The organism is Arthrobacter sp. JCM 19049, from assembly GCF_001310435.1.
In genome coordinates this window covers 1-2,870 of record NZ_BAXF01000281.1, presented here as the reverse complement: position 1 = coordinate 2,870, position 2,870 = coordinate 1, and the positions used below count along the sequence as shown (strand labels likewise).

At 65.8% G+C, this 2,870-nt stretch carries 2 protein-coding genes and 1 pseudogene; all 3 read left to right on the top strand.

Annotated features, from left to right (window positions below):
- A partial coding sequence (soxG, locus tag JCM19049_RS10965; protein ID WP_054821607.1) for a sarcosine oxidase subunit gamma family protein occupies nucleotides 1-457 on the top strand: 457 nt, incomplete at its 5' end.
- Nucleotides 458-1,823, top strand: a pseudogene (locus JCM19049_RS10960) (L-serine ammonia-lyase). It abuts the gene before it with no gap.
- 174 nt (nucleotides 1,824-1,997) lie between these two features.
- Nucleotides 1,998-2,858 carry a formyltetrahydrofolate deformylase gene (purU, locus tag JCM19049_RS10955; protein ID WP_054821606.1) on the top strand — a complete coding sequence of 287 codons (861 nt, stop codon included), beginning with the start codon at nucleotides 1,998-2,000 and terminating at the stop codon, nucleotides 2,856-2,858.
- Nucleotides 2,859-2,870: the final 12 nt, after the last annotated feature.

Genomic DNA, 2,870 nt, shown 5'->3' with positions numbered 1-2,870 from the left:
CGCCGGCCACCAGCAGCTGGCTGACGCCACGGGGGTCGGCCTGCCCGCACAGGTGGGTGAGGTCGCCGGAGATGTCACCGGCACTGCCGTGCTGTGGCTCGGACCTGATGAATTCCTGGTGTTTGCACCCGAGAACGTTCAGCTGAGCGAGCAACTCACCCAGGCGCTGGGAGACCAGGCCGGCCAGGTCGTGGACTTGTCGGCCAACCGCAGCGTGCTGGAGCTGGAAGGCCCGTCTGCGCCGCTGGTGCTGCGCAAGAGCTGCCCGGCGGATCTGCACCCCAGCGCGTTTGCCGTGAATCAGGCGATCACCACCACGGTGGCGAACGTCCCGGTGCTGCTGTGGAGGGTCAGCGAGCAGACCTGGCGGATTCTTCCGCGTGCCTCCTTCACCGAGCACACGGTACGGTGGCTGGTCGACGCCATGACCGAGTTCGGCTCGCCAGAGGTGGACTAGATGGCACTGTCCGCGCTGGACATGTTTTCCATTGGCATTGGCCCCTCATCATCACACACGGTGGGGCCGATGCGGGCGGCCGCGAGTTTCGCGGCGCCTGGATGGGCGGGTACTTGGGCAGGTGGCACGGGTGCGCGCCGAGCTGTTCGGTTCCCTGGGAGCCACCGGCATCGGCCATCATTCGGATATTGCGGTCATCCTCGGGTTGGCGGGACATGACCCGGCCACTGTGAATACCGATGAAGTGCCGGACTTGATTCAGCAGATCCGGGACTCGGCGGTCCTGCGGCTGGCCGGGCGGGCCCCGATCGAGTTTTCGATCGACGCCGATGTGGTGTTGCATTCTCGCAAGTCCCTGCCCGGACATCCGAATGCCATGAGATTTGCCGCCTTTAACTCCGACGGCACCGAGCTGGCCAACCAAACACTGTACTCAATTGGCGGCGGGTTCGTAGTGAACGACCAAGAGCTCCAGGCTCCGTTGAACACCGAAAACGACGCCGTCTATCGATTTACCTCGGGCGCTGAGCTCCTGGAGACCTGTGCCGCCACCGGCAAATCCATTGCCGAGGTGATGTGGGCGAACGAGCTCTCCTGGCGCAGCGAAACCGAGGTCCGCGACGCACTGCTGGAGATTTGGAAGGTCATGCAGCAGTGCGTCGAGAACGGCTGTCGGCGTACCGAGAAAACCTTGCCCGGCGGCCTGAACGTCACCCGTCGTGCCCCAGCCCTGCGCGAACGCCTGCGTCGGCAGGAAGCTGAGGCCAAAGCGTCGGAGTCGATGGATCCGCTGTGGGCGATGGAATGGGTGAACCTCTACGCGTTGGCCGTCAATGAGGAAAACGCCTCAGGCGGGCGGATCGTCACCGCCCCGACCAACGGGGCGGCCGGAATCATTCCTGCGGTGGTGCATTACTACACCCGCTTCGTCACCGGCGCCAGCGATGAGAAGGTCATCCAGTTCCTGCTTACCGCCGCCGCGATCGGGATCATCATCAAAACCAATGCCTCGATCTCCGGGGCAGAAGTTGGATGTCAGGGCGAAGTCGGCTCGGCGTGCGCGATGGCAGCCGCGGGACTGTGCGCCGTGCTTGGCGGCACCCCCGAACAGGTGGAGAACGCCGCGGAGGTGGCGCTGGAGCACAACCTGGGGTTGACCTGCGATCCGGTCGGTGGGCTGGTGCAGATTCCATGCATTGAACGCAACGCGATCGCCTCGGTGAAGGCCATCAACGCAGCCCGCCTGGCCCTGCACGGGGACGGGCAGCACACGGTGAGCCTGGACGCGGCGATCGAGACCATGCGCGCTACCGGGGCGGACATGAAAAGCAAGTACAAGGAAACCTCGCGCGGCGGCTGGCGCTGACCCTGGCCCAGTGCTGAACCCGGCCCCGCCAACCCCGCCCAGCAAACTGGACCGGCCCCAACCCACCGGCCCCAAGGCCCTAAGCTGGAAGCAAACACACCAGGCGCGACCCGGCCGCGAACCCTCGCGGACACCGGGCGGGTGCCTGGAGAAGAAGTGAAAGGACAAACGAGGATGAGCGAGCAGGTCCGGCACGTTCTGACCCTGCAATGCCCGGAGGCGCCCGGCATCGTGCACGCCGTCACCGGCTTCCTGGTCAAGCACGGGCGCACCATCGTGGAGCTGAAGCAGTTCGATGACATGAGCGCCGAGCGCCTGTTCATGCGCGTGGACTTCGCCGGGCAGGACGGTGCGGACCTGCTGCAGCGGCTGCGCGAGGACTTCACCCCGGTCGCCGAGGAATGGGGGATGGACTGGAACCTGCGTGAACGCGGGCAGAAGACCCGCACCCTGATCATGGTCTCGAAGTTCGACCACTGCCTGAACGACCTGCTCTTCCGTGCCCACACCGGGGAGCTGCCCATCGATGTGGTCGCGGTGGTCTCCAACCACCCGGACCACCGCTCACTGGTGGAATGGCACGGCATCGACTTCCACCACATCCCGGTCACCAAGCAGACCAAGCCGGCCGCGGAAGCCGAACTGCTGCAGCTGATCGAGCAGACCGGCACCGAGCTGGTGGTTCTGGCCCGCTACATGCAGGTGCTCTCCGATGAACTGGCCACCGAGCTGACCGGCAAGACCATCAACATCCACCACTCCTTCCTGCCCTCCTTCAAGGGCGCCAAGCCCTACCACCAGGCGTGGGAGCGCGGGGTGAAGACGGTGGGCGCCACCGCCCACTACGTGAATTCGGAGCTCGACGAGGGGCCGATCATCGCCCAGCAGGTGGTGGAGGTGGACCACACCTACATGCCCGAGGACCTGGTCGCCGCCGGGCGCGACAGCGAATGCAAGGCCCTGTCCAACGCGGTGCGCTGGCACTGCGAGGGGCGGGTATTCCTCTGGGGCAACCGCACCGTGGTGCTGCGCTAACCCGCCGCCGGG